The 25483-nt window shown below is 67.8% G+C and carries 14 protein-coding genes and 5 pseudogenes; 1 reads left to right on the top strand and 18 read right to left on the bottom strand.

Going from position 1 to position 25483, the window contains the following annotated elements:
* Positions 1 to 7: 7 nt before the first annotated feature.
* From ASC81_RS08135 to ASC81_RS08060, 18 genes and pseudogenes are all read right to left on the bottom strand, one after another.
* A complete protein-coding gene (locus ASC81_RS08135; protein ID WP_056265060.1) occupies positions 8 to 991 on the bottom strand; it encodes an ABC transporter permease in 984 nt (327 codons plus the stop codon).
* Positions 988 to 2514: a sugar ABC transporter ATP-binding protein gene (locus tag ASC81_RS08130; RefSeq protein WP_369820845.1), complete on the bottom strand. Its 1527-nt coding sequence runs from the start codon at positions 2512 to 2514 to the stop codon at positions 988 to 990. The genes ASC81_RS08135 and ASC81_RS08130 overlap by 4 nt, the downstream gene beginning before the upstream one ends.
* 162 nt (positions 2515 to 2676) lie before the next feature.
* Positions 2677 to 3441, bottom strand: a complete 765-nt coding sequence (locus tag ASC81_RS08125; RefSeq protein WP_082536364.1) for an ABC transporter substrate-binding protein — start codon at positions 3439 to 3441, stop codon at positions 2677 to 2679.
* A 24-nt stretch (positions 3442 to 3465) separates the two neighbouring features.
* Complete coding sequence (gene mmsB, locus ASC81_RS08120) at positions 3466 to 4632, bottom strand: multiple monosaccharide ABC transporter permease (protein WP_056265051.1); 1167 nt, start codon at positions 4630 to 4632, stop codon at positions 3466 to 3468.
* Between the two features lie 9 nt (positions 4633 to 4641).
* On the bottom strand, positions 4642 to 6180 hold the full coding sequence (mmsA, locus tag ASC81_RS08115) for a multiple monosaccharide ABC transporter ATP-binding protein (protein WP_056265049.1): 1539 nt from the start codon (positions 6178 to 6180) through the stop codon (positions 4642 to 4644).
* Between the two features lie 171 nt (positions 6181 to 6351).
* A complete protein-coding gene (gene chvE, locus ASC81_RS08110) occupies positions 6352 to 7413 on the bottom strand; it encodes a multiple monosaccharide ABC transporter substrate-binding protein (RefSeq protein WP_056265046.1) in 1062 nt (353 codons plus the stop codon).
* A gap of 50 nt (positions 7414 to 7463) precedes the next feature.
* A pseudogene (locus ASC81_RS28265) lies at positions 7464 to 8807 on the bottom strand (MFS transporter); the annotation flags it as partial.
* Positions 8808 to 8890: 83 nt separating this feature from the next.
* A complete protein-coding gene (locus ASC81_RS28260; protein ID WP_369820846.1) occupies positions 8891 to 9115 on the bottom strand; it encodes a family 1 glycosylhydrolase in 225 nt (74 codons plus the stop codon).
* Between the two features lie 45 nt (positions 9116 to 9160).
* Positions 9161 to 10025, bottom strand: a pseudogene (locus ASC81_RS28255) (glycoside hydrolase family 1 protein); the annotation flags it as partial.
* A gap of 21 nt (positions 10026 to 10046) precedes the next feature.
* Positions 10047 to 11306 (bottom strand): GDSL-type esterase/lipase family protein, encoded by a 1260-nt coding sequence (locus ASC81_RS08095; protein WP_056265040.1) that lies wholly within the window; start codon positions 11304 to 11306, stop codon positions 10047 to 10049.
* 5 nt (positions 11307 to 11311) lie between these two features.
* The gene (locus ASC81_RS08090) at positions 11312 to 13603 is read right to left on the bottom strand and encodes a glycoside hydrolase N-terminal domain-containing protein (RefSeq protein ID WP_056265038.1); all 2292 of its coding nucleotides are present in this window, start codon (positions 13601 to 13603) and stop codon (positions 11312 to 11314) included.
* A 3-nt stretch (positions 13604 to 13606) separates the two neighbouring features.
* The gene (locus ASC81_RS08085) at positions 13607 to 15241 is read right to left on the bottom strand and encodes a DUF5597 domain-containing protein (protein ID WP_056265035.1); all 1635 of its coding nucleotides are present in this window, start codon (positions 15239 to 15241) and stop codon (positions 13607 to 13609) included.
* Positions 15242 to 15294: 53 nt separating this feature from the next.
* Complete coding sequence (locus ASC81_RS08080) at positions 15295 to 18306, bottom strand: TonB-dependent receptor (RefSeq protein ID WP_056265032.1); 3012 nt, start codon at positions 18304 to 18306, stop codon at positions 15295 to 15297.
* A 607-nt stretch (positions 18307 to 18913) separates the two neighbouring features.
* Positions 18914 to 19962: pseudogene (locus tag ASC81_RS08070) on the bottom strand (xylose isomerase); the annotation flags it as partial.
* 1 nt (position 19963) lies between these two features.
* Positions 19964 to 20294 (bottom strand): annotated as a pseudogene (locus ASC81_RS27795) (xylose isomerase); the annotation flags it as partial.
* A 292-nt stretch (positions 20295 to 20586) separates the two neighbouring features.
* A pseudogene (gene xylB / locus ASC81_RS27790) lies at positions 20587 to 21902 on the bottom strand (xylulokinase); the annotation flags it as partial.
* A gap of 1 nt (position 21903) precedes the next feature.
* Positions 21904 to 22352, bottom strand: a 449-nt coding sequence (locus ASC81_RS26925) for an FGGY family carbohydrate kinase (RefSeq protein WP_255354405.1), incomplete at its 3' end; no start/stop codon positions are given.
* Positions 22352 to 23596, bottom strand: a complete 1245-nt coding sequence (locus tag ASC81_RS08060; protein WP_056265026.1) for an ROK family transcriptional regulator — start codon at positions 23594 to 23596, stop codon at positions 22352 to 22354. The genes ASC81_RS08060 and ASC81_RS26925, both read right to left, overlap by 1 nt.
* A 173-nt stretch (positions 23597 to 23769) precedes the next feature.
* On the opposite strand from ASC81_RS08060, the gene ASC81_RS08055 reads away from it, so the two are divergent.
* Positions 23770 to 25293, top strand: a complete 1524-nt coding sequence (locus ASC81_RS08055; protein ID WP_056265023.1) for a tryptophan halogenase family protein — start codon at positions 23770 to 23772, stop codon at positions 25291 to 25293.
* Positions 25294 to 25483: the final 190 nt, after the last annotated feature.

Below are 25483 nucleotides of genomic sequence, written 5' to 3'. Positions count from 1 at the left end.
CCGGTCTTCAGCGCCGGTTGCGAAGCTGGTCGATCCAGACGGTGAGCAGGATGACCAGGCCGATGATGATTTGCTGCGTGAAGGACGAGACGCCGTTCATGTTCAGTCCGTTGCGCAGGATGCCGATCACGAAGGCGCCGATGACGGTGCCCGAGATCGTGCCCACGCCGCCCAGCAGCGAGGTGCCGCCGATGACGGCGGCCGCGATGGCGTCCAGCTCGTACATCACGCCCTCGTTGGGCTGGGCCGTGACCAGGCGCGACATCAGCACGCAGCCGGTCAGGCCGGCCAGCGCGCCCGAGGTGACGTAGGCAAACATCGTGACGCCGGCCACGTCCACGCCCGACAGGCGCGCGGCCTCGGTGTTGGAGCCCACCGCGTGCAGGTGACGGCCGAGCGTCGTCTTGCGCAGCAGCAGGCCGGCCGCCACGGCCAGCAGCACCATCAGCAGCACGGGGTAGGGGATGCCGGGAAAGATGACGTTGGGGAAGCCGTGCTCGTCGATCTCCTCGATGCGCCACAGCGCTCCGTTGCCGAGGGCGCCGAAGGCCTCGCCCAGGCCCGAGATGGCGCGCGCGTCGGTGAGCTGCAGCGCGACGCCGCGGGCCACCAGCATCATGCCCAGCGTGGCGATGAAGGGCGGCAGGCGCAGCCGCGTGACGCACAGGCCGTTGACGGCGCCGCACAGCGCGCCGACGACGATGCCGGCCGACATCGCCAGCGGCACCGGCATGCCGCTCTTGACCAGCATGCCCGCGACGACGCCCGACAGCGCCAGCACCGAGCCCACCGACAGGTCGATGCCGCCGGTCAGGATGACCAGGGTCGCGCCGATGCCGAGGTAGACGATGGTCGTCACCTGCAGCGACACCGTCATCGCATTGCCGACCGACATGAAGGCATTGCTCGTCAGCGAGAACACCAACACCAGGAGGAGCAGCCCTGCCAGCGCGGTGAATTTCTGGATGAGGTCTTTCTGGCGATCGTTCATAGCGCAGGTTCAAGGGCTGCCGGCGACGGCTGGGAGGGTTCGGCCGAACTGTTCGACCCGACGGAGGCGTGGTGCATGACCTGCTGCTGGCTGCAGTCGCGCGCATCCAGCACCGCGGCCAGCTGTCCCTGGCGGAACACCGCCACGCGGTCGCTCAGACCGAGGATCTCGGGCAGCTCCGAGCTGATCAGGATGACGCCGACGCCCTGCGCAGCGAGCTGGTCCATCAGCTCGTAGATGGCGTACTTGGCGCCCACGTCGATGCCGCGCGTCGGTTCGTCGAACAGGATGACGCGGGCCTGGCGGAACAGCCATTTGGCGATGACCACCTTTTGCTGGTTGCCGCCCGATAGCAGCCGGGCGATCTGCTCAGGCGACGGCGTGCGGATGCCGAGCTGCTGGATGAAGCGCTCGGCGGTGCTGCGCTCGGCGGCGGCGTCGATGACGCCCAGCTTGCTGGCCAGCGCGCCAAGGTTGGCCAGCGTGATGTTGTGGGCCACGCTCATCTTCACCGCCAGGCCATGGGCCTTGCGGTCCTCCGACACGTAGGCGATGCCGGCGGCAATCGCGTCGCGTGGCGAGCGGATGGCGAGGACTTGGCCGGCCAGCTCGATCTCGCCGCCGTCGACCGGGTCGGCCCCGAAGATGGCCCGCGCGACCTCGGTGCGGCCCGCGCCGACCAGCCCGGCGAAGCCGAGGATCTCGCCACGCCGCAGTTCGAAGTCCAGCGGGCCGAACATGCCCTCGCGCCGCAGCCCGTTCACGCGCAGCAGCACCTCGCTGCCCGGTTGGCGCGTGGGCGTCGGGAACTGCTGGTTCAGCTCGCGGCCGACCATCAGGCTGACGATCTCGTCGATGGAGGTCTCGGCCCAGCGGCGCGTGGTGATGTAGTGGCCGTCGCGCAGCACGGTCACGCGGTCGACGATCTCGTCGAGTTCATCGAGCCGGTGCGAGATGTAGACGATGCCGACACCGGCGCGCTTGAGCTCGTTGACGACGGCCAGCAGGCGCGCCGAGTCGGCCTCGCCCAGCGAGGAGGTCGGCTCGTCCATGATCAGCAGCCGGGCGTCCATCGACAGGGCCTTGGCGATCTCGACCATCTGCTGCTGCGCAATGGACAGCGCCGATACCTGGGTGTCGGGGTCGATGGCCACGCCCAGGCGCTGCAGGCAGGCGCGTGCACTGTCGCGTTGCCGGCGTTGGTCGACGAACCAGCCGCGCCGCGGCTCGCGGCCGAGCCAGATGTTCTCGGCCACCGTCAGGTGCGGCACCAGGTTGAGTTCCTGGTGGATCATGACGATGCCCAGCGCCTGGGCGTGGCGCAGGCCCTGGATGCGCAGGGGCTCGCCGTCGATGCGGATCTCGCCCTCGTCGGGCGTGTAGACGCCGCTCAGGATCTTCATCAGCGTCGACTTGCCGGCACCGTTCTCGCCGCAGATGGCATGCACCTCGCCGCGGCAGACCTGCAGGGCAACGCCCGCCAGCGCCACGACGTTGTCGAAGCGCTTGCAGACGCCTTGCATGCTGAGCAGCGGAAGGGGCGGGGAAGGAGAGAGTTCTGTCGGTGGCGCGCTCATCGCAGCGTCATGTCGGAGGTTGGTAATGCCACTTTGCCACGTCTGATAATTTGGTCAGACCGGATTTACCCGGGCTTTTTGAAACGAAGGTCCAGTTCGGACGGCCGCTCAACGGTATCGGTTCAGCAGCCGGTCCAGCGTGCCGTCCGCAATCATGCGTTCGATGGCTTGGTTCAGGGTTGGCAACAGCTCGGCCCGGTGAGGCGATAGCGCGCAGCCCAACTGGTAGGGCTCGACCTCCATCAGCTCGCGCAGGCCGGCGGCGGGATGGGCCCTGAGGTAGTAGGTGAGCGCGGCCCTCTCGGTGACGGCATAGCGGATGCGTCCCAGGGCCAGGCGGCGGAGGTTGGTTTCCGCGTCGGCGACGTCCTCGCGCCTGACGGCCTGCTCGAAGGCCTGGTCGAGGACCGGATAGCGGTAGCCCAGCACGGTGCCCAGCGCCTCATCGCGCAGGTCCTGCAGCCGCGACACCCCGGGCGCGTCGGGCCCCGCTGCGATGACGCCCGCGCCAGACAGGAAGGGCTGCGTCCACAGCAGCTTGCCGCCCAACCATTCCGCCTTGGCGTGGCACAGCAGGTCGGCGGCGCCCGAGACGAGTGCGGCCGTCACACGCTTGCTGGGCAGGGCCACGAAGACCGGGCTCAGCCCCAGGCGGCGGGCCAGCGCTTCACCCAGGTCTTTGAGGATGCCGTCCACCGGCCGGTGGTCCTCCATCCGCAGCAGCGGCATGGACTGACTGGTGGGCGTGACGATGCGCAGGGGTGGCGGCTCGGCGGCGCTGGCCTGCGCCAGCACCAGTGCAGGCGCGGCCAGGGCCAGCCGGGCACGCATGAGCCAGGCAGGGCGCTCGCGCCGCTGAGATCCTTGCGTCATCGCGTCGGTGTCGGCCTTGACCGCTCAGCCCTTGCGCCGGTTGTAGACGTCGAAGACGACGGCGGCCAGCAGGACCGTGCCCTTGATGACCTGCTGCCACTCGATGCCGATGCCCAGGATGGACATGCCGTTGTTCATGACGCCCATGATGAAGGCACCGATCACCGCGCCGATGACCTTGCCCACGCCGCCCGACGCAGACGCGCCGCCGATGAAGCAGGCGGCGATGACATCCAGTTCGAAGCCGAGGCCCGCCTTGGGCGTGGCGGTGTTCAGCCGGGCGGCGAACACCAGGCCGGCCAAGGCGGCCAGCACGCCCATGTTGACGAAGCACAGCAGCGTCAGCCGCTCGGTCGGAACGCCCGACAGGCGCGCGGCGCGCTCATTGCCGCCCAGCGCGTATACGCGACGACCCAGTGTGGTGCGCTGGGTCAGGAAGGCATAGGCGGCGATCAGCGCCGTCATCATCAGCAGCACGTTCGGAAAGCCCTTGTAGGAAGCCATCAGCCAGACCAGGCCCGCCAGCGCTCCCGACTGCGCAGCCAGCCGCAGGCCGAAGAGCACGACGGGCTCGGACGCGATGCCCAGCGCGGCCGACCTGCGGAGTGTGGCCAGTTCCCGCAGCGCCAGCACGACGATGAGCAGCAAGCCGGCGCCCAGCGAGGTGAGGTGATGCTCGTCGCCCGCCGGCCAGTCCGGCAGGAAGCCGCTGCTGAGGGTCTGGAAGCTCTCGGGGAAGGGGCCGAGCGATTGGCCGCCCAGCAAGGCCAGCGCCAACCCCTTGAACACCAGCATGCCGGCGAGGGTGACGATGAAGGACGGGATCTTCAGGTAGGCGACGAACCAGCCCTGCAGCCCGCCGATGACGGCGCCGGCCAGCAGGCACAGCGCGAAGGCCGGCAGGACCGGCCAGCCCATCTCGACCATCAGCACCGCCGCCAGTGCGCCGACGAAGCCGCACACCGAGCCCACGGAGAGGTCGATGTGGCCCGCCACGATGACCAGCAGCATGCCCAGGGCCATCACGACGATGTAGCTGTTCTGCAGGAACAGATTGGTCAGGTTCAACGGCTGCAACAGCGTGCCGTCGGTGACCACCTGAAAGAAAGCCATGATGCCGACGAGCGTCAGCAGCATGCCGTAGTCGCGCAGGTGCGCGGACAGGAAGGTGCGCAGTGAATTGGGAAGCATGGGGTCGGTTCAGTGGGCGCCCAGCAGGGCATGCATGACGGTTTCCTGGGTGGCACCCGCGGCCGGCATTTCGCCGACGAGTTCACCCTCGTTCATCAGATAGAGGCGGTCGCACATGCCGAGCAGTTCGGGCAGTTCCGACGAAATCATCAAGATCCCGCGTCCTTCTGCGGCGAGGCTGGCGATGAGGCTGTAGATCTCGAACTTGGCGCCGACGTCGATGCCGCGTGTGGGTTCGTCCAGGATCAGCAGGTCGGGCTCGGTGAACAGCCACTTGGCCAGCACCACCTTCTGCTGGTTGCCGCCTGAAAGCTCGCCGACCTTTTGCGCGACGCCCGAACAGCGCGTGCCCAGCCGTTGGCGGAAATCGCTCGCCACCGCGTGCTCTGCGGCGTCGTCGATGACGCCCAGGCGCGAGACGCCTTCGAGGCGACACAGGCTGGTGTTGCGGGCGATGCTGTCGTGCAGCACCAGGCCCAGGGCCTTGCGGTCCTCGGTCACATAGGCCATGCCGGCCTTCACGGCGCGCCGCACGTTCGACACGTCGACCTGGTGGCCAGCCATCCACGCGGAGCCGCGGATGCGCCGCCCCCAGGAACGGCCGAAAACGCTCATCGCCAGTTCGGTGCGGCCGGCGCCCATCAGCCCGGCGATGCCGACGATCTCGCCGCGGCGCACGTTCAGGTTGACGCCCTTGATGGCCTCGCGCCCCACGTGCAGCGGATGCTCGACCCACCAGTCGCGCAACTCGAAGAGCGGCTCGCCGGGGCTGGATGCGCGCTTCGGATAGCGGTCCTTCATCTCGCGCCCGACCATCGCCCGGATGATGCTGGCCTCGTCCGGCGGGGCCTCGCGGCAGTCCATCGTCGCGATGCTGGCGCCATCGCGCAGCACCGTGATGGCGTCAGCGACGGCGGCGATCTCGTTGAGCTTGTGCGAGATCAGCACGCAGGTCACGCCGCGCTCGCGCAGCCGCTTGAGGAGGTCGAGCAGCGCCTTGCTGTCGTCCTCGTTGAGGCTGGCCGTCGGCTCGTCCAGGATCAGCAGCCTGACGTCCTTGGCCAGCGCCTTGGCGATCTCGACCAGCTGCTGCTTGCCGACGCCGATGTCGCCGACCCGCGTGTTGGGCGACTCGCTCAGGCCGACCTGGCGGAGCAGTTCAACGGCGCGTTCGTGCGTGCGGCTCCAGTCGATGACGCCGTGCCGCGCCTGTTCATGGCCGAGGAACAGGTTCTCGGCAATCGACAGCTGCGGGATCAGCGCCAGCTCCTGATGAATGATGACGATGCCCAACTGCTCGCTGTGCCGGATGCCGTTGAAGCGGCGCAACTCGCCGTCGAACCAGATCTCGCCCTCGTACTCCGGGTGCGGGTAGACGCCCGACAACACCTTCATCAGCGTGGACTTGCCCGCGCCGTTCTCGCCGATGACCGCGTGGATCTCGCCGTGCTGGATGGCCAGGTCCACATGGCGCAGCGCCACCACTCCATGGAACTTCTTGCTGATCGCGCGCATCTCCAGCAGCGCGGTCGACTCTTCGATTGCCATCTTTCTATCCATTCGGGTGCTCGATCCCGTAAGCGGGCCGAGCGCCGGGCCGCTCCCAAGCCGGCCCGCCTTGGGCGATGTGCTTGTCGGTCAACCCGGCAAGCATCGCCGTCCCCTCGGGGGACCGACCAGAATTGCCCGCGTTCAGCAGGCAAGGTTGGGCGAGGGGCGTCACTTGAGCTGACTTTCCTTGTAGTAGCCGCTGTCCACCAGCACCGGTTTCCAGTTCGTGGCATCGACCGCCACGGGCTTGAGCAGGTATGAGGGCACGACCTTGACGCCGTTGTTGTAGGTCTTGGTGTCGTTCACCGTCGGCGTTCGGCCGCTGAGCGCGGCATCCACCAGATCGGCCGTCACCTTGGCCAGCTGGCGCGTGTCCTTGAACACCGTGGACGCCTGGTCGCCGCGCAGGATCGCCTTGACAGACGACAGGTCGGCGTCCTGGCCGGTGATCACCGGCATCGGCTGGCTGGCGCTGCCGTAGCCCACGCCCTTGAGCGACGAGATGATGCCGATGGACAGCACGTCGGCGGGCGCCAGCACGGCGTGCAGCTTGTCCTTGCCGTAGAAGGCGGACATCAGGTTGTCCATTCGCGCCTGGGCGGTGGCGCCGTCCCAGCGCAGGATGCCCACCTTCATCGCGCCGACCTGCTTGCTGCGGATGACGAGCTTGCCGCTGTCCAGATAGGGCTTGAGCACGCTCATCGCGCCCTCGTAGAAGAAGCCGGAGTTGTTGTCGTCGGGCGAGCCGGCGAAGACCTCGATGTTGAACGGCCCCTTGCCCTGCTTCAGGCCGAGCCTGTCGACGATGGACTGCGCCTGCAGCACGCCGACCTGGAAGTTGTCGAAGGTGGCGTAGTAGTCGACATGCTTGGTGCCGCGGATCAGGCGGTCATAGGCCACCACCTTCACGCCCTTCTCGGCCGCCTTCTGCAACATGCCCGACAGCGTGCTGCCGTCGATGGAAGCGATGACCAGGGCCTTGGCGCCCTTGGTCACCATGTTCTCGATCTGGGCGAGCTGGTTGGGAATCTCGTCGTCGGCGTACTGCAGATCGACCTGGTAGCCCAGCGCCTTCAGGCTGCCCACCATGTTGTCGCCATCGGCGATCCAGCGCTGGGAACTCTTGGTCGGCATCGCGATGCCGACGAGGCCCTTGCCCTGTGCCCAGGCGGGCGCGCAAGGTGCGAGCGCCAGCGCGAGGCCGAGCGCGAGGAAGCGGTTGCGACGCATGGTCTTGTCTCCGTGTAGTGGTTTCGAGAGCAGGTGGCAGGGCGAGGCCATCAGACGGTTCCCCGGCGCGCTTCGAGGCCCAGGCGAATCTCGTTCAGGCGCGCCTCGGTGAGCTGGAAGCGCAGGATGACCACCAGGGCCACCAGCAGGCCGATGGTCGGGATGCCGGACAGCAGCACGCGGATCATGAACAGCGATTCCTCGTCCTGCACGGGCAGCTTGGCATCGAAGCCGGTGAACTGCAGGATCCACCCCGAGGCGCCGTTGCCCAGGGCCAGGCCCACCTTGCTGATCCATGACTGGCACGCGGCGAAGGAGCCCTCGCGGCGCTGGCCGGTCTCCAGCTCGTCATGGTCGATCACGTCAGCCATGGCCGAGCCGTAGATGGTCCAGAAGCCGGCGCCGGTGAAGGCCACGCAGCCGCTGGCGAGCAACTGCAGCCAGGGCAGCTCGGGGTTGTAGAAGAACCAGTCACCGATGAAGGCGCAGATGGCCAGCGACAGCACGGTGATCAACGCATTGCGCTTGCCCCAGCGGTGTGCCACCCAGCCAGCGAATGGAATGCCGGCCAGGCCCATCACCATGCCCGACACGCCCATGGCCGAGTTCCACTGCGTGCCCAGGGCCACATCGCCGCGGCAGACGTAATACAGCGTCGTGTAATAGCCCAGCAGGCCCACCATGGCGGTGGCCATGCCATAGGCCAGCATGGTGCCCAGCAGCTTGCGGAACGGCCGGTTGCGCAGCGTGCGGTAGAGCGTGTCCTTGAAGGGCACCTTGAAGGTCTGGGTCACCACCACCTTCTCGTAGTAACGCTCCTTGACCAGGAAGAACATCGCCAGCGAGATCGCCACCATGATGGCGCCGAGGATGGACGTGTAGACCTGGGCGCCCAGCAGGATGTCGGGCTTGCCATCCGCGCCTTTGAAGAAGTGCAGCGTCGTGAATTGAGCCGCCACGAACATGCCCAGCTCGGGGATCTTCTGGATCGCGTTCTTGATCGCCATCACGCTGGTGCGCTCGTGATAGTCGGGCGTCATCTCCGAGCCCAGGCTCACCCACGGCATGTTGAAGCAGGCCATCACGGGCACGTAGATGGCCAGCGACACCAGGATGAAGATGAAGTATTCGGTGTCGCTCCAGCCCCGGCCGACGGCGAACATCAGCGGCAGGCCGATGCCGGCCAGCACGCCGCCCACCAGCATGAAGGGCCGCCGTCGCCCCCAGCGTGTGCGGGTGTTGTCCGACAGCCAGCCGAAGAAGGCGTCGGAGGCGGCGTCGATGAAGATCTTGATGCCCAGCGCCGTCGAAATCAGGCCCGGCGCGACGCCCAGGCCGACATTGAATACGTGAAAGGCCAGTGACTGATAGAGCCAGTGCCCCCACATGTCCAGGAAGGAACCCAGGCCATAGCCCATCTTCTGCGGCAGGGGGACACGGTCCCGAACGACGGTGGTGGTCATGGCGTCCGTCCGGCTCACAGGATGGTGCGCGTGCGCATCACATCGGCGTAATAGCGGGCCGACAGCTTGGGCGTGCGCAACTGCGTGGCGTAATCGCAATGCACGATGCCGAAGCGGCGCTGGTAGCCGTCTTCCCACTCGTAGTTGTCGATGAACGACCACAGGAAGTAGCCCTTCAGCGGCACGCCGTCGGCAATCGCGCGGTGGGCCTCGCGCAGGTGACTTGCCGGCGCGCACATAGGTCCCTGTGTAGATGTTCAGCCCGAGGTGGTCAGTCGGCAGGCTGATGAGGTCGAAATCGCCCGGCCGCACATCGGGCGCATCCGGGCCGACGCGTTCGAGGTACTCCGCGGGATAACGGCCGGCATGCATGGCGCCCAGCACATGCGCGTTCATCTGCAGGAACCAGGCCTTGGCCGCGGCGATGTCGGCCGGCGTTTCGGTCACGGGAATGCAGACATCGAGGTTGTCCGTCAGGCCGACGACCGCGCCGGCGCCGCCGAACTCGCGCACGGCCCGCACGCCATGGCCGTGGCACAGCAGCGCATGGTGGAAGGTCTGGTTGACGACGGCGGCGCTCTCAGTGCGGCCGGGCGCCTTGGTGCCGTARCCATAAGCCAGCTGCGTGAARCAGCGGATCTCGTTCATCGTGATCCAGTGCTTCACCTCGCCGGCGAAGGCCTTGACGATGGTGTCGGCATAGCGCGCGAACGCGTCCACCGTCACSCGCGACGCCCAGCCGCCGCGGTCTTCCAGCGCCTGCGGCAGGTCCCAGTGGAACATCGTCACCCAGGGCTCGATGCCGTGCTTCTTCATGCTGGCAAACAGGCGGTGATARAAGTCCAGGCCGGCGGGGTTCAGCTCACCGTCGCCGTTCGGGTAGATGCGCGGCCAGGCCAGGGACAGGCGGTAGTACTTCAGGCCCAGCGAGGCCATCAGCGCGAAGTCCTCGTCGAAGCGGTTGTAGTGGTCGCAGGCGACGTCGAGGGTGTCGCCGTCRTGCACCTTGCCGGGTGTGCGGCAGAAGCGGTCCCAGATGGATTCGCCCTTGCCGTCGGTGAAGGCGGCACCCTCGATCTGCGGTGCGGCGGCGGCAACGCCGAAGACGAAGTCGGCGGGGAAGGGGCTGGAGTAGGTCAGTGCAGTCATGAGGTCAGGGGCGCGGCGCCGTCAGGGCGCCAGAAGGGGAGCAAGGGGAGCTTCCAGGCTGCGGGCCCAGATCTCGTAGCCCTGCGGACTGAGGTGCAGCCAGTCCGGCAGGATGTCCTTGGACAGCGTGCCGTCCGGGTTGGAGAGTTGCTTGCCGATGTCGAGGAAGACAACCTGCTTGCCATCGGCAAGCGTCGGCAGCAATGCATTGATCCTGGCGTTATGGCGGCGTGTCGGGTCGTCGGGCTTCTCGCCGCGCGGAAAGAGTGCCAGCAGCAGCACCTTGGCCTGCGGCTGGCGCTTCTTGATCTCTTCGAGGTTGGCGCGGGTGCCGGCCACCGTCAGCGCCGGTTCTTCCATCCGTTCACCGGTGTTGTTGGTGCCGATCATCACGACGATGACCTTCGGCGCCATGCCGTCCAACTCGCCGTTCTGCAGGCGCCACAACAGGTTCTCGGTGCGGTCGCCGCCAAAGCCGAGGGCGACGGCGTTGTGCTTGGCGAAGTGCGTCGCCCAGGCGGCCTTGCCTTCGTTCTCCCAGCCCTGGGTGATGGAGTCACCAACGAAGACGAGGTCCACGCGCCGGCCGGCCTCGCGGTGCGCCTTGATCTCTGCCAGCTTCTGTTCATGGCGAGGCAGCCACCAGTCGACGGCCCAGGACTCCTGCAGTCGCTGCGGCGTGACGGACTGGGTGCGGTAGTCGGGGCAGGCAGTCGCCGCCTTGCCCTGCTTGCTGATGCGCAGCCTGCTGATCTGCACTTCACCGCTGCCGGTGCCTTCCAGCGCGAAAGGTACGGGGACCGCGGAGAAGTCGTCGCCGTCGCGCCAGAAGCATTTCAGCGCGAAGGACAGGTGCTGGCGGCCTTTGCCAGCAAGCTCGCGGCCGGCGAACAGGAAAGGGATCTTGCGCTCGCAGTCCTGGCCGCAGCCAAGCTTGAACTTCATGCCGCCGTGGGCCAGGTCGACGACGTTCAGGTCGAACTCGATGGTGCCTTCGGCGAGGTAGGGCCGCAGGTCCAGCGGCGGGCCGTCTTGCCAGCGCAGCTGCGCGATCCAGCTGTTGCTGAACTGCAGCGTCAGTGCGCCGTCGTCGCCGCGCCGTGCGGCGACATGGCTGTTGGGCACGCGCGGGTTGGCCGGCTTGGGCACTGTGACGCGGTCGCCAACCAGCTTGGCCTCGCCTTCGAAGTCGGTGACAGCGATCTGCCAGTCCTTGAGATCCAGGGCCGATGCGCCCAGGGGCAGCAGCGCGAGCAGGGCGATCAAGAGGAGGCTCTTCATGGCGTTCACTGCAAGGTGCGCGACTGGCCAGGCTTGAGCTTCAGCTCGACGACGCGCTCGCCGATGCGCACGCGCCCGCCGCCCGCACCGGCGACCGAGCGCACGGTGGCACGCTTGAGCTTGCCTGCCGCCCAGGCGATGTCGACCTCGAAACCGCCGCGGGCGCGCAGGCCCTTCACTGCGCCGTCGGACCAGGCGGCGGGCAGCGCGGGCAGCAGATGGATGGTGCCATCGTGCGACTGCAGCAGCATCTCGGCGATGGCCGCCGTGGCGCCGAAGTTGCCGTCGATCTGGAACGGCGGATGCGTGTCGAAAAGGTTGGGATAGGTGCCGCCCTGGTTGACTTCGCCGCCAGCGCGCGCCGCGCGGGCGCCGGGCTGGGACAGCAGGCCGTGCAGCAGGCGGTGGGCGCGGTCGCCGTCGTGCAGGCGCGCCCAGAAGGCGATCTTCCACGCCATCGACCAGCCGGTGCTCACATCCCCGCGTGCCTCCAGCGTCTTGCGCGCCGCGGCTGCGAGCTCGGGCGTGTGCATCGGCGAGATCCGGCGGCCGGGGTAGAGGGCGTAGAGGTGGGAGATGTGGCGGTGCGTGTCCCGCGGCGTGTCGAGCACGGGATCCTTCAGCTCCGCCTGCCACTCCAGCAGCTGCCCCCAGCTGCCGATGCGCGGGCCGGCGAGGCGGTCGCGCAGCGCGATGGCGCGGTCACGCGCAGCATGCTCGCCGAGCACCTCAGCGGCGCGCGCCATGTTGTCGAAGTGGTCCCACAGGATCTGCTGGTCATAGGCCACGCCGTCCTGGATGGGCCCATGCTCGGGCGACCAGCCATTCGGCGCGACCAGCTGGCCGTCGGCGTTCTCCTTGAGCCGGTCTTCCCAGAACTCGCCCACTTCCTTGAGCACCGGCCAGGCCTGTTCGCGCAGGAAGCGCTTGTCCTGCGTGAAGGCGTAGTGCTCCCAGAAGTGGCGCGCGTACCAGGCGTTGCCGGTCATGTTCCAGAGGTAGGTCTGGGCGCCGAAAGGATTGGTGGCCGTGCGCAGCGCCCAGCCGCGCATGGGCTGGCCTTGCGCGTTCAGGAAGGTCTCGACCGGGGGTTGCACCGAGTGGTCCCACGGCGGCGTCTCGGGCGGCAGGGCGGTCGCGTCCTTGCGGGCCAGCGCCGCGCGTTCGGCCACGGGGCGGCGCCACATCGGCACCAGGTCCTGCACGAAGGCGTGGAAGGGCCGCGCGGCCTCGGCCAGGTTGGTCGGCTCGGCCGGCCAGTAGTTCATCTGCAGGTTGATGTTGGAGTGGTAGTCGCTGTTCCACGGCGGCTGCAGGTGATCGTTCCACAAACCTTGCAAATTGGCCGGCAATGAGCCGCGCGAGCTGCTGACGAGCAGGTAGCGGCCGAACTGGAAGTACAGCGCCTCCAGTTCGGGGTCACCGCCGCTCTTTGTGTACGCGGCCAGTCGGGCGTCAGTGGTCAGCGCGCGGCGCTCGGTCGGGCTGGCGCCCAGGCTGAGCTCCACGCGGCCAAGCAGCGCCCGCACGTCGCTCTCATGTGCGGCCTGCAACTGGTCCCACGCCTGGGCGGCAGCCTCGGCCACCTGAGCCTGAACGCGCGGCAGCGGCGCCGCGCCGTTGACCCGCCCGTGCGCGTAGCTGGTGCCGGCGCCCAGCACCAGCGTCAGTGCGTTGACGCCACGCAGCACCAGGTGATTGCCGTCGACGCTGACGCTGCCGCCTTCGTGCACGACCCGCAGCTGGCTGGCATAGGCCAGCCCGTTGGGCAGCCGGCCCACGGCGGTCAAGGTGCTGCCGGCCGCGGACAGCGCGGCGCCATGGCGGTCGGTCAGCGCGATACGGCCGTTGTAGCGGCCCGGCTGGTCGGCGCTGAGCCGCCAGGCGATGACCTGCGCCGGGTGGCTGGCGATGGTCTGGCGCTCGAAGCGAACGCCGGCCTGCGTGTAGCTCAGGCGGTGCTCTGCGCGGGCCAGGTCCAGCTCGCGGCGGTAGTTGGTCACCGGTGTCGCGGCACCGTCGAGTTCGAGCACGACGTCGCCGAACGGCTGGAAGGCGCCGAGCACACGCTCGTCGCCCGTCCACAGCGTGATGTCGTTGAACTGCAGGCGGTCGCGCGCGACCTGGCCGAACAGCATCGCGCCGAGGCGGCCGTTGCCGATGGGTAATGCGCGTTGCTCCCAGCCCTGCGCCGTGTCGGGCGCCGGCGCGTCATAGCGCAGCACCAGGTCCGCGGCCTGCACCGGCAGGACCAGGCCCAGCGACAGCGACAGAGACAGCAGGAGGCGGCGCAGCATCGCTCAGCGGGGGCGGCCCATGGTGATGCGCAGCATCACCGGTTCGGCCGGCAGGTTCAGGCCGTAGTCGACCTGGTCGCCGTTCCATACGCGGCGCATCTGCCAGCGGCCCTGGGCGTCGAACTCGCCCTCCTCGGCGCGCAGCATCATGCCGCTGGTGCCGGCGGCGGGCTCCATGCGCACACGCACGCGGTGGCCGATGAGGATGAACTGGTCCGGCGCGATCTGGGCCAGTGCGGCGCCGCCGCCGGGCTCCTCCGTGCCCGGCGCGGGCTTGGCGAACTCGCCGCCCCAGCTCGCCTCGCCGAAGCGGCCCAGCCGGTAGGTCAGCTTGGCCGTCCAGCCGGGGAAGTCGAGCTGCTGGGGCTGGCGGTCGTCGCCCTCGGCGACGCCCTGCGTGCGGCCCTCGAAGGCCCACTGCGCCCATTGGCGCTGGATGGGCGCGAACATGCGGTAGACGCGCTCGAAGGGTTCGACCAGCGTCTTGTCGGTGGCCAGCGTGCCCAGCGGGTGGTTGCTGTAGTTGAAGTAGTCGGTGCCGAAGGGCGACACGCCGATGGCGCCGCGGCCCAGGATGGCGTAGATGAAGCGTGCATAGCCCGGCTTGGTTCCCATCTCCGGCACCCACAGCGCGTTGTCCGGGCGCTGGAACAGGCGCAGGTTGGCGTTCACCTGGGCCGACTCGATGTTGTAGATGTCAGGGCCGACGATGTCGATGGCGGGCGCGGCGGCCTTGTAAATGTCGATGACGTCATGCGTCGGGCCGCCGCTGGCGAAGTTGCTCTTCCAGGGCTTGGGCGGCTGCTCCAGCGGGTCGCGCAGCGCGTTGTTAACGTACATCGGCAGGTCGTAGACGGCGCGGCCGGCGACGGCGATGTCGTTGATGTATCGGGCGATGGCCCAGGCGTGGAAGTACTCGTCGGCATAGTCGCCGTAGACCTGGCGCCAGGTCCCTGATGCCGCAGCGACGGGCTTCTTGCGCGCCAGCACCGCGGCCGGCACCGGCTGCTCGAAGGCTGCCTGCGCGGCCTTGCCGAAGTCACGCACCAGCCCGTAGGTGCCCACCTCGTTCTGCACCTGCACCATCAGCACGGTGCGCTGCTTATCGTCGATCTTCTTCAGGTGCGTCATGAAGGCAACGAAGGCGCGCTTGTCGTGCTTCAGCGTCTCGGCACCGAAGGGGCTCAGGCTGTAGTTGGGCTTGCCTTCGGGATCAACGTTGGCGGGAAAGCGCTTGGTGTCCAGCTTGACCCAGGCGGGCGTGTACTGGGCGCTGGTGTTCTTCCAGGTGGCGAACCACAGGATGATGAGGCGCTTGTTCTGCTCGCGCGCCTGCTTGACGAGCACGTCGACAAAGCTGAAGTCGAACTTGCCCTCCTCGGGTTCGACCTGCTCCCAGGCGACCGGCATCAGCACGGTGTTGGCCCGCAGGTCGTTGGCGGCGGCCCACACGGGACCCAGCCCGGCGGGGTAGTTGCTGGAGTTGTGCGCCTGCGCGCCCAGGATCAGGAAGGGTTTGCCGTCGACGAGCAGCGCGTGGCGGCCGTCCTTTGCCACGAGGCGGGGAGCCTCGGTGGCATGTGCTGTGGAGATCAGGCAGGCGAGCGCCGCCGCCAGGAGGAGTTGTTTGGTCTTCATCGGACTTCCGAAAAGCGTCCGGCGACCCGAAGGTCGCCGGACCATTGCCATGCTCAGAACGAGTAGCTGGCCTGCACCGAGTAGCGGCGACCGGTGTAGTTGACCGCACGGGTCATCATGCCGATGTTCTGCTGCATCAACTGGCGGGCCAGCGCGTTGTTCAGGTTCTGGCCCTCGACGCTCAGGCTGAACTTGTCGTTGAAGCGGTAGCTGATGCCGGCGTCGACCTGGCCGTAGTCGTCGCTCCAGGTCGGCAGCGCATAGGCCACGGCCGTGCCGTTGGTCAGCCGGCCGTCGCCGCTGCGCGTGCCGTTGACGTTGACGCCCTGCAGGTACTTGGAACGCCAGCTGTAGGCCACGCGTGCCGAGATCGGGCCGTAGTCATACAGCAGCGCCAGGTTGTAGGCGTTCTTGGACAGGTTGGTCAGCGGCAGGTTGCCGAAGGTGCGGCCATCGGTGTCGCAACCGTTGATGTTCAGGTTCAGGTTGGCCGCATCGGTGCTGGTGCCGGCGCAGAAGGGCGTGGTGACGGGGTCGTAGGGTTTGGTCTTGCTGGTCACGTAGGTGTAGTTGGCCTGCACCCCGATGCCCGACATCCAGCCCGGCAGCATGTCGAAGTAGCGCTGGAAGGCGAGCTCGAAGCCGCGGGCGTGGCCCTTGCTGCCATTGACCGGCGAGGTGACCGTGAAGTTCAGCGGGTTGTTGGCCGCATCGCGCAGCACGGTCGTCGCCGACTGCTTGACGATGATGTCCGACAGCTGCTTGTTGAACACCGCCAGCGTCACCGAGCCGTTCTTGGCGAAGTACCACTCGGCCGTCAGATCGACCTGTGTGGACTTGACGGGCTTGAGCAGCGGGTTGCCGCTGGCCGAACCGCTCAGGTTGACGCCGTCGATGACCAGCACCGTGTCGTTGTTCTCGGTGTGCTTGGTCGTCGTCAGTTCCATCGACGTGTAGGCCTGCATGTCCGCGAAGTCCGGACGCGAGACGCCCTTGGCGACGGCGGCGCGGAACTGCAGCTTGTCGCTGGCCTTGAAACGCATGTTCAGGCTGGGCAGCACATCGACATAGCTTTGCTCGGCGCTGATCGGTGTGGTGAAGCTGGCGATGATCGGCACCGGCACGCCGGTCACGGTCTGGCCCGGGGTTGGCGTGATGCCCGGGTTGTAGTTGAAGACCGTGTAGCCGCTGGCCTTCATGTCCGTGCGCACGGCGCGCAGGCCGACGTTGCCGTCGATCGGCGCACCAGCGTCGGTGAAGTCGAAGCGAAGCTGGGCGTAGGCGGCCTGCGTGCGCTCATGCTGCTCGTTGGTGCCCGCCGGGTTGGTGCCGAAGCTGGCCGGCGACCACGTCGCGCAGCCGCTGCCCCAGCCCTGTGCGGCCGTCTGCTCGGCGCACAGGATGTCGTGGTACTTGTGCAGCGCGGCGTAGCTGGTCGGGTAGTCCTTGGCCAAGGACACGGCAGGCACGTAGATCGGGGGCACGCTCTGGCCGCCGAAGAAGTTCTTGAACTCGTGCAGGCGGGTGGGCGCGTTGAAGCGCGGGTCGTTCAGGTAGGCCAGGCCGCTGATGTCCCAGCCACGCTGCCAGGTCTGCGTGATGGCCGACCAGTTGTAGTCGGGCACCGTCTTGGTGGTGGTCGCGTCGCGGTCGGTCAGGCGGATGCCGAAGGTCAGGTCCTGCAGCACGGCGTGGTCGAAGTTGAACTTGGCGTCCGCGCGCCAGGCCTTCTGCTCGGCCTTGCTGCGGTCCAGGTGTTCCATCGTGAACGCCCAGTAGTAGTTGGCCTTGTTCTGGAGGGCGGCCAGGTCGCTGGCATCGAAGACAACGCGCGGCGTCGAGCCCGTCAGATCCAGCGTCTCCTTGGGCATCAGCAGGCCGGTGGCGACGGTGGAGTCGAAGGCGTTGGTGTCGGACTTGACCAGTTGCAGGTCGGTGCTGAAGCTCCAGCGGTCATTGGCCTTCCACGCCAGGTTCCAGCCCAGGTCCTTCGTCTTGGAGTTGCGCGTCATGTAGCGCGTGTCGGCGCCGAAGTTGACGCCGCCGTCGACTGGCGAGGTCAGCGTGCCGCTGACGAAGACGTTGTTGGCGTTGTATTTGGCGTCGCTGCCGATGACGAGGTTCCAGGGCGTGGTCTGCGCGAACAGTGCGTTCTCGTCCCACTGCATCTTGTACTTGGACTGGAAGTAGGTGAGCGAACTGCTGATGTCGTTCTTCTTCCACTGCAGCGCGCCGTAGAGGCCGTTGCGCGCCCGCTCGAAATTGGAGTCGCGCCATTGCGCGCCCTTGGGCACCCAATGCGTGCCGTCGATGTTGTAGTAGGGCTCAACCTGCCACAGGTCGGTGCGCGTCGAGCTCTTGCTGTGCGCCAGGCTCAGCAGCACGCCGACGTCGCCGACGTCGGTCTTCCAGCGGTTGGACAGCAGGCCGGACGCCGAGGGGCTGAACTTGCCCTGCAGCTCGTTGTACTTTCCGACGGCGGTGATGTGGCCCTTGAAACCGGGGTTGTCGAAGGGCATGGCGGTACGCAGGTTCACCAAGCCGCCGATGGAGCCTTCGATCTGGGCGGCCGACGGGTTCTTGAACACGTCCACCGCAGCCAGCAGTTCGGGCGGCACGTCCTCGAAGTTCAGCGCACGGCCGCCGTTGGCCGAGAAGGTGTCGCGGCCGTTCACTTCCGAGCGCACATAGCTCAGGCCGCGGATGTTGACGCTGGAGCCTTCGACCGAGTAGTGCTCGGGGTCGCCCTTGGACATGGTGCGGTCGATGGTCACGCCGACGATGCGCTGCAGCACCTCGGTGACGGACTGGTCAGGCAGCTTGCCGATGTCGTCGGCGACGATGGAGTCGACGATCTCGTCGGAGTTCTGCTTGATTCTCTGTGCCGATTCCAGTGCCGCGCGGCGGCCCGAGACGACGACGGTCTCGACCTTCTGGACGGGCGCGGACGCCGCGGGCGCGGGGGCGGCGGGCGGCGTCTGCGCAAAGGCGATGCCGCTGCTGAGCAGGGCGGCCTGGGCGGCGGCAATGGAGATGGCGGTGCGGCGGGGGTGATGGTGTTTCACTGTGTCTCCTGTCGTTGTTGTGGGGCGTTTGCCCTGTGTCTTACAGCTGGTTCGGCGGGTGAAAGAAAGGTGGAATCAACATCGCCTGGGTCGGAGGACCCATGGCATTCGCTGCGACTGATCGAGGGTGTTTGACATTGGCAGCGTTGTTGGTCGGGGTGACGGGGGGTGCGGTCGGTGAAGGTGTCGTCAGCGGGCCGTCAACCGCAAAACCGATTGACCAGGTTCTCCAGCACTTCCTGTCGGCCCGAGACCGGCGCGACGTCGGTGTTCCTGGCGAGCACCTCTTCAGCCAGCTCGGCCAGCGAGCGGCGGCCTTGCAGGATGTCCTGGCCGGCSGGCTGGTCCCAACCCGCATAGCGCGTGTCGACGGCAGCCTTGAGCCGCCCGTCCACGACCATCTTCTCGGCGATCAGCAGCGCCTGCGCGCACACATCCATGCCGCCGATRTGACCGTGGAACAGGTCCGCCGCATCAATGCTCTGCCGGCGCACCTTCGAATCAAARTTCAGCCCGCCCGAGCCCAGGCCGCCCGCCTGCAGCACGTGGTACAGCGCCAGCGCCGTCTCCGGCACGTTGTTGGGGAACTGGTCGGTGTCCCAGCCCNTCTTTCCAGTTCAGGAAGACCCAACCGCAAAACCGATTGACCAGGTTYTCCAGCACTTCCTGTCGGCCCGAGACCGGCGCGACGTCGGTGTTCCTGGCGAGCACCTCTTCAGCCAGCTCGGCCAGCGAGCGGCGGCCTTGCAGGATGTCCTGGCCGGCGGGCTGGTCCCAACCCGCGTAGCGCGTGTCGACGGCAGCTTTCAGCCGCCCGTCCACGACCATCTTCTCGGCGATCAGCAGCGCCTGCGCGCACACATCCATGCCGCCGATGTGACCGTGGAACAGGTCCGCCGCATCAATGCTCTGCCGGCGCACCTTCGAATCAAARTTCAGCCCGCCCGAGCCCAGGCCGCCCGCCTGCAGCACGTGGTACAGCGCCAGCGCCGTCTCCGGCACGTTGTTGGGGAACTGGTCGGTGTCCCAGCCCAGCTGCGGGTCRCCSCGGTTCATGTCCAGGCTGCCCAGGATGCCCAGGGCCCCKGCGGTCGCGATCTCRTGCTCGAAGCTGTGGCCCGACAGCGTGGCGTGGTTGGCCTCGATGTTGACCTTGACCTCCTTCTCCAGCCCGTAGCGCACGAGGAAGCCGTAGACCGTGGCGGTGTCGAAGTCGTACTGGTGCTTGGACGGCTCGCGCGGCTTGGGCTCGATGAGGATGGCGCCCTTGAAACCGATCTTGTGCTTGTACTCGACCACCATGTTCAGGAAGCGRCCCAGCTGGTCCATCTCCTGGCCCAGMCGCGTGTTCAAGAGCGTCTCGTAGCCCTCGCGGCCGCCCCACAGCACATAGTTCTCGCCGCCCAGCTTAAGCGTGGCGTCCATCGCGTCGCGCACCTGCAGCGCGGCCATCTTGAAGATCTCSGGGTCCGGGTTGCTGGCYGCACCGCTCATGAAACGGCGGTGGCTGAACARATTGGCCGTGCCCCAYAGCAGCTTGCGGCCCGTGGCCTGYTGCTTCTCGCCCAGCACGTCGACCATGCGCTGGAAGTTCTCCTGGCTCTCGCGCGGCGTGGCGCCTTCCGGGGCGACGTCACGGTCATGGAAGCAGTAGTANCCTGTTGCTTCTCGCCCAGCACGTCGACCATGCGCTGGAAGTTCTCCTGGCTCTCGCGCGGCGTGGCGCCTTCCGGGGCGACGTCACGGTCATGGAAGCAGTAGTARGGCGCGCCCAGCTTGGCGAAGAATTCGAAGGCTGCGTCGGCCTTGAGCTTGGCCAGCTCCATCGGGCTGCCGCCCTGGAACCAGGGCCGCTCGAAGGTTGCGCCGCCAAACGGGTCCAGCCCCGTCCAGACGAAGTTGTGCCAGTAGCAGACCGCAAAACGCAGGTGGTCTTCCATGCGCTGGCCCAGCACGATGCGGTCGGCGTCGTAGTGCTTGAAGGCCAGCTCGGTCTGGCTGTCGGCGCCCTCGAAACGGATNCGCAGGTGGTCTTCCATGCGCTGGCCCAGCACGATGCGGTCGGCGTCGTAGTGCTTGAAGGCCAGCTCGGTCTGGCTGTCGGCGCCCTCGAAACGGATGGACGGGATGTGTTCGAAATAGCTCATGGCAGGGTCAGGTCATGCGCCACGCAGGCGCTGGTAGAGATCACGAAAGCGCGCCAGGCGAGGAGCCAGGCGGGCATGGCGTTCGGGGTTGGCAGAAAAACGAGCGGCGATGGCAGGGCGGGTGCAGACGGCNGTAGAGATCACGAAAGCGCGCCAGGCGAGGAGCCAGGCGGGCATGGCGTTCGGGGTTGGCAGAAAAACGAGCGGCGATGGCAGGGCGGGTGCAGACGGCGTCAACCTCGCCGCCAGCGGCCAGCCAGCCCAGCCGCGCCGCGCCGAGGGCGCCGCCGGCTTCGCTGCCGGYGTGCACGACGATCTCGACAYCCAGCGCGTCGGCGATCAGCTGCGCCCAGTACGCGCTGCGCGAGCCGCCGCCGACGAGSGACAGCTGCTGCACTTCGGTGCCSGCCGCACGCAAGGCATCCAGCCCATCGGCCAGGCCGAAGGCCACGCCTTCGAGCACGGCATAGGTGCAGTCCGCGCGCGTCGTGTTGGCCTTCAGGCCGTGGAAGACGCCGGGGGCGAAGGGGTCGTTGTGCGGTGTGCGCTCGCCGGCCAGATAGGGCAGGAAGATGGGCGCATTGACTGCGTTGAAAGCTCAGCCAGCAGCGTGGCCTCGTCGGCACCGACTAACGTGCAGAACCAGCGCAAGCAGCTTGCCGCCGACAGCATCACGCTCATCTGGTGCCAGCGCTGCGGCAGGGCATGGCAGAAGGCATGCACGGCCGACGCCGGGTTGGGTCGGTAGCGGTCGTTGACGACRAAGAGCACGCCSGAGGTGCCCAGCGAGATGAAGCCGTCGCCCGGCGCGGTGGCACCAATGCCGATGGCGCTGGCGGCGTTGTCGCCGGCGCCGCCGGCCACGATGACTTCGGCACCCAGGCCCCAGGCCTTGGCCAGCGCGGGCAGCAGCACRSCGCTGGGCTGGTTGCTCTCCACCAGGCGCGGCATCTGCGCGCGCGTCAGGCCGCAGGCGGCCAGCAGCTCGTCGGACCAGTCGCGGCGCGCCACGTCCAGCCACAGCGTGCCGGCGGCGTCGGACGGYTCGGAGACCTTGTCGCCGGTCAGCTGCAGGCGCAGCCAGTCCTTGGGCAGCAGCACGCTGGCCACGCGGGCGAACAGTTCGGGCTCGTGCTGGCGAACCCACAGCAGCTTGGGCGCGGTGAAGCCGGGCATGGCGAGGTTGCCGGCGATGTCGTGCAAGCGCGGTGCGGCAGCGGTGAGCTGATCGCACTCGGCATGGCTGCGGCCGTCGTTCCACAGGATGGCGGGACGCAGGATGGCATCGCTGTCATCGAGCAGCACCGCGCCGTGCATCTGGCCGGACAGGCCGATGGCGCGCACGGCGGCGAAGGCCAGCGGGTGGGCGGTGCGCAGTTGCGCCACCGCGGTGCCGGTGGCCCGCCACCAGTCGGCGGGGTTCTGCTCGGACCACAGGGGTTCGGGGCTNCTGGCCACGCGGGCGAACAGTTCGGGCTCGTGCTGGCGAACCCACAGCAGCTTGGGCGCGGTGAAGCCGGGCATGGCGAGGTTGCCGGCGATGTCGTGCAGGCGCGGCGCGGCAGCGGTGAGCTGATCGCACTCGGCATGGCTGCGGCCGTCGTTCCACAGGATGGCGGGACGCAGGACGGCATCGTTGTCATCGAGCAGCACGGCACCGTGCATCTGGCCGGACAGGCCGATGGCGCGCACGGCGGCGAAGGCCAGCGGGTGGGCGGTGCGCAGTTGCGCCACCGCGGTGCCGGTGGCCCGCCACCAGTCGGCGGGGTTCTGCTCGGACCACAGGGGTTCGGGGCTKGACAGGCTCAGGGCGCTGCCGGCCGTGCCGACGATGCGACCCTCGCCGTCAAGCAGCAGCAGCTTGACTTCGGAGGTGCCGAGATCGATGCCGAGGTACATCAGGTCACCGCCTCGCTGATACCTTCTCCGAGGGCCATGACCGCGCCGCTGTCGGCTAGCGGCAGGGCAGGGCGGGTCAGGCGATAACGCGCCAATGCAGCGGCGCCGACGGCGACGGCGTTCGCGCCGAACAGCGATGTGCGCACGGTGGGCGGTGGCAGGCCGGCCGCAGCGGCGTAGTCATTGAGCATGTCGCTTGCCGGCTTCAGGAAGGGCGTGCCGAGCTCGACCACCGAGCCGCCCAGCACGATGCAGGCGGGGTCGTAGGCGGTGGCCAGGTTCTGCAGCAGCACGCCGAGGTAGCGGCCCGCAGAGGTGACGGCCTTCAGCGTCTCGGGGTCTTCATCGACGAGATGGGCGCGCACCTCGGCCAGCGACCGCAGCACGGTGCCGTCGCCGCTGCCGCCGAGCATGGCGCGCGTGGCAATAAGCGCCTCGGCGCAGCCCAGGCGGCCGCAGGAGCAGCGCGGGCCATTGATCTGCAGCACCATGTGGCCCACCTCGCCGGCAAAGCCGCGGCTGCCCGTCAGCAGGCGGTCACCGACGATGACGCCGGCACCCAGACCCTGGTTGATGGAGACATACAGCAGCGGGTCGGACGCCGGCGCGGGGTTGAACTCCATCTCGCCCAGCGCCGCGACATCGGCTTCGTTCTGTATGAAGAGGGGAACGCCGGCGAGCGAAGTGTCCTGCAGCTTGTCGGCAAGCAGCGCACCCACGGGGACGTCACGCCAACCGAGGTTGGGCGCAAAGTGCAGCACGCCGCGCGCTTCGTTGACACCGCCCGGCAGGCCCACGCCGATGCCAAGGATCTGCTGGCTGGCATCGAGCTGCTTGCGCAGCTTCAGCAGCGCCGTGGCAAGGCTGCCGATGCAGGCCTTGGCCGTGCGGCTGGCGCCGTAGTTGGCAACGGTGCAGGCTTTGACTTCGCCGGTCAACGAGGTGGCGACGACGCGCACCGACTCGATGCCGACCTCGGCACCGAGCAGCAGCAGGCGGCCCGGGTCGATGAACAGCGGAGTGGGGCGGCGGCCGAGGTCGCCGGTCGCGACGACCTCGCGTTCGGCCAGCCAGCCTTCCAGGATCAGCTCGCGCACCAGCAAGCTGACGGTGGACTTCGTCAAGCCGACGGCAACGGCGAGGTCGGCGCGCGACAGCCCCGGATGGGCACAGAGGTGCCTGACCAGCGCCATGCGATTGATGACCTTGAGCAGCTGTTGGCTGCCTGCGGCTTCGGCCTGCATTTGTCTCCTAAGGGTGCCCATGCTTTGAGGGGCTTGGATGCCATATTAGTTCGGCCATCGAACGAAGTAAATACGGTGAAAGCCCCTAGCGCGTCGCCGCCCGACTCGCCGAAGATCGCGCCGCCCGCCGGTCCCGCGGCGAGGCTCAAAAAAATCTTGGCCCAGAGACAGCCATGTCCGATCCTTCCATCCGCAAGATCGTCATCGTTGGCGGCGGCACCGCCGGCTGGATGGCGGCCGCGCCGCTGGCGCAGCGCTTTGCGGCGGCAGGACCGGGCCGCTGCGAGATCGCGCTCGTCGAGTCACCCGACATCGGCACCATCGGCGTCGGCGAAGCGACGCTGCCGCCCATCCGCGCCTACAACCGCACCCTGGGCCTGGACGGCGCGGACTTCGTTAAGCGCACCCAGGGCAGCTTCAAGCTCGGCATCGAGTTCCGCGACTGGGGCCGTGTCGGCCACCGCTTCTTCCACGGCTTCGGCGACTTCGGCCCGGCCATCGAGGGTCGCTCGCCGTGGCAGCACTGGCTGCGCCTGCAGCGCGAGGTGGCCCAGTTGCCGACCTACGAGGACTGGTCGACGTCCACCGTGATGGCCAGGGGCAATCGCTTCACGCCACCCGAGAACGGGGCGCCATCGGCGGCCAACGCCTATTCCTTTGCCTATCACTTCGACGCCGGCCTCTACGCGGCCTATCTGCGCGAGTACGCGTTGCAGCGCGGGGTGCAGCGTATCGAAGGGCTGATCGTCGATGTCGAACTGCGGCCTGAGGACGGCTTCGTCGCCGCAGTCAAGCTGGCTGACGGGCGCCGCATCGACGGCGATCTCTTCATCGATTGCTCCGGCTTTCGTGCCCTGCTGATCGGCGGCGCCATGCAGAGCCCTTACGAAGACTGGAGCGCGCTGCTGCCCTGCAACAGCGCCCAGGCCGTCCCGAGCGAGCGCATCGAACCTTTGACGCCGTACACAACGTCGACCGCCAAGGCGGCCGGCTGGCAATGGCGCATTCCGCTGCAGCACCGCACCGGCAATGGCCATGTCTATTGCAGCCACTTCATCAGCGACGACGAGGCGGCCGCAACGCTGCTTGCCGGCCTGGACAGCAAGGCGCTGGACACGCCGCGACAACTGCGCTTCACGACCGGCCGCCGCCAGCAGGGATGGGTCAAGAACGTGGTCGCCATCGGGCTGGCTTCGGGCTTCCTGGAGCCGCTGGAGTCGACCAGCATCCAGCTCATCATGGATGGCGTCGGCCGCCTCATCCAGTTCTTCCCGGACCGGCATTTCAAGCCCCACCTCGCAGCGGAGTTCAACCGGCTGATGGGCCAGCAGTACGAGTCGACGCGCGACTTCATCGTGCTGCACTACAAGCTCACCGAGCGGCGTGACAGCGAGCTGTGGCGCTATTGCGCGGCCATGCCGATTCCCGACAACCTGGCGCACCAGATCGAGTTGTTCCGCACGACCGGCCGCGTCGCCATCCTGGACCGCGACAGCTTTGCCGAGCCGTCCTGGGTGTCGCTGTTCCTCGGCCTCGGCCTCACACCCGAGGGTTACGACCCGTTCGTCGACCACGTCGACGCCCAGGCCCTGCTGCAGCACTTCGTGCGCCTGCGCCAGGCCATCGCCCAGACCGTGAACGGCATGCCGGCTCACGCTGACTACATCGCCAGCCATGTGAAGGCAGCCCCAGCCTAGGAGACCGGCGCACCCACAGACGATAAGCAAAAGACGCTGGCACCGCTGCCGGCCCACCCGAGACAACCAGGACCCCCACCCACCATGAAGTTCACTGACGGACAGTGGATGCTTCAACCGGGCGTCGCCGCGCACTACGCGGCCGAGGCCTGACTGTCGTGCAGGGCCTGGCGGGCAGACAGGTTCGCGG

The sequence above is a fragment of the Pelomonas sp. Root405 genome (assembly GCF_001425165.1).
Classification (GTDB): Bacteria; Pseudomonadota; Gammaproteobacteria; order Burkholderiales; family Burkholderiaceae_C; genus Pelomonas.
Note: the sequence above shows the minus strand (reverse complement) of the source record. Positions and strands in the feature narration are given on the sequence as shown.

Coding starts and splice junctions, on each gene's coding strand:
- ASC81_RS08135 (WP_056265060.1), bottom strand. CDS start 991: ATGAACGATCGCCAGAAAGACCTCATCCAGAAATTCACCGCGCTGGCA.
- ASC81_RS08130 (WP_369820845.1), bottom strand. CDS start 2,514: ATGCAAGGCGTCTGCAAGCGCTTCGACAACGTCGTGGCGCTGGCGGGC.
- ASC81_RS08125 (WP_082536364.1), bottom strand. CDS start 3,441: ATGACGCAAGGATCTCAGCGGCGCGAGCGCCCTGCCTGGCTCATGCGT.
- mmsB (WP_056265051.1), bottom strand. CDS start 4,632: ATGCTTCCCAATTCACTGCGCACCTTCCTGTCCGCGCACCTGCGCGAC.
- mmsA (WP_056265049.1), bottom strand. CDS start 6,180: ATGGCAATCGAAGAGTCGACCGCGCTGCTGGAGATGCGCGCGATCAGC.
- chvE (WP_056265046.1), bottom strand. CDS start 7,413: ATGCGTCGCAACCGCTTCCTCGCGCTCGGCCTCGCGCTGGCGCTCGCA.
- ASC81_RS28260 (WP_369820846.1), bottom strand. CDS start 9,115: ATGTGCGCGCCGGCAAGTCACCTGCGCGAGGCCCACCGCGCGATTGCC.
- ASC81_RS08095 (WP_056265040.1), bottom strand. CDS start 11,306: ATGAAGAGCCTCCTCTTGATCGCCCTGCTCGCGCTGCTGCCCCTGGGC.
- ASC81_RS08090 (WP_056265038.1), bottom strand. CDS start 13,603: ATGCTGCGCCGCCTCCTGCTGTCTCTGTCGCTGTCGCTGGGCCTGGTC.
- ASC81_RS08085 (WP_056265035.1), bottom strand. CDS start 15,241: ATGAAGACCAAACAACTCCTCCTGGCGGCGGCGCTCGCCTGCCTGATC.
- ASC81_RS08060 (WP_056265026.1), bottom strand. CDS start 23,596: ATGCAGGCCGAAGCCGCAGGCAGCCAACAGCTGCTCAAGGTCATCAAT.
- ASC81_RS08055 (WP_056265023.1), top strand. CDS start 23,770: ATGTCCGATCCTTCCATCCGCAAGATCGTCATCGTTGGCGGCGGCACC.